Origin of the sequence: Streptomyces sp. KLMMK (genome assembly GCF_036961605.1) — a bacterium.
Taxonomy (GTDB): Bacteria; Actinomycetota; Actinomycetes; order Streptomycetales; family Streptomycetaceae; genus Streptomyces; species Streptomyces telluris.
The window spans coordinates 1-1,542 of record NZ_JBAMDC010000717.1 but is presented as its reverse complement, the minus strand read 5'-3'; the positions used below and the strand labels follow the sequence as shown (position 1 = coordinate 1,542).

The following is a 1,542-nucleotide window of genomic DNA, read 5'->3' as shown; positions in this document are numbered from 1 at the left end:
AGCCCGAGCTGGCAGCCGCAGCCCAGCGCGCCGACACCCGCACCCAGGACGCCCTGGCCGACTTCAACCGCCTCGCCCCCGCCGCCGCCCGCGACGCCTACGCCGAAGCCGTCACCGGCCCCGACATCACCGCGGCCCAGGGGCACCTCGGCCGCCTCACCAGGAGCCAGGCGGCCGGCGAGCTCGCCACCCAGCCGGCCGAGCCCGTCCGCTCGGCCCTCACCACCCGCCTGCAGCGCATGCGCGGCGTCGAGACCGCCCTCGCCGGGAGCGAGGCGCCCCGCCTGGAAGTCCTGCGCCACGAGGCCATGACCGAGCTGGAGCGGCGGGTGATGACCGCCGCGCTGTGCCTCTTCGCCGCCCTGTTCACCGGCATCTGGTCCACCCGCTCGGTGACCCGCCCGCTCGGCGCCGTACGGCTGGGAACCCGGCGCGTGAGCGCCGACCCGGTGACCGAGGAGCCCATCGCCTTCAAGGGCCGCGACGACGAGTTCGCGGAAACCGCCCGGGCCGTCAACCACCTCCAGGGCAAGTTCCGCCGCCAGCAGGGCCGCATCGCCGCCCTCGAAGGCGAGCGCACCCGCCTGATCACCGCCCGCCAGGACGCCGCCGACGAGCGCGACTCCCTGCGCGCCGAGCAGCAGCGGCTGACCGAGCGGCTCGCCGCCCTGACCGCCGAGCAGCCCGGCGGCCGCGCCGGCGAGACGGGCATCCTCGTCGGCCTCTCCCTGCGCACCCTTGGCCTCGTCGAGCGCCAACTGGCCGTCATCGAGGGCATGGAGGCCCACGAGGCGGACCCCGAGCGCCTGGAGACCCTCTTCAAGCTCGACCACCTCGCCACCCGCATGCGCCGCAACAGCGAGAACCTGCTCGTCCTCGCCGGTGCCGAGAGCGGCACCGGCCGCGCGGGCCCTGTCCCCCTGCTCGACGTCCTGCGGGCGGCCGTCGGCGAGACCGAGCGCTACCAGCGCGTGCGCATCCAGTCCCTGCCGCCGCACGCCCGCCTCGCCGGCTTCGCCTCCGAGGACGTGAGCCACCTCGTCGCCGAACTGCTGGAGAACGCCACGGCGTTCTCCCCGCCGGACGCCCAGGTGCAGGTCTCCGCCTGGCACCTGGAGGGCGGCGAGATCGTGCTCTGCGTCCAGGACGAGGGCATCGGCATGGCGCCCGAGCGGCTCGCCGAGGTCAACGCCCTGCTGGCCGACCCCGACCCCGCCTGCCCCCCGCTGCCGGCCGCCGACCACACCGGCCGGGCCGACGGCGCGGTCCGCTCCGGGCGTGCGGCGCAGTCGCCGCTCGGCCTCGGCCTCTACGTCGTCGCCCGGCTCGGCCTCCGGCACGGGGTGCGCGTCCAGCTGCGCGAGCAGACCACCGGCGGGGTCGCCGCGGTCGTGGTGCTGCCCGTGAGCCTGCTGCCCGCCGGCCCCCCGGCCGTCACCGGCCTCGGAGACACCCCGCCCGTCCCGGGCGCCGCGGCCGTCCCGCAGGTCCACCTCCCCGGCTCCATCGCCGAGGCCAACTCCCATACGCTGCGCGGCCGCC

At 77.0% G+C, this 1,542-nt stretch carries 1 protein-coding gene; it reads left to right on the top strand.

The window, feature by feature from the left end:
• Window positions 1–1,542: sensor histidine kinase (locus tag V7793_RS37420; RefSeq protein ID WP_336014173.1), on the top strand; the 1,542-nt coding region annotated here is incomplete at both ends.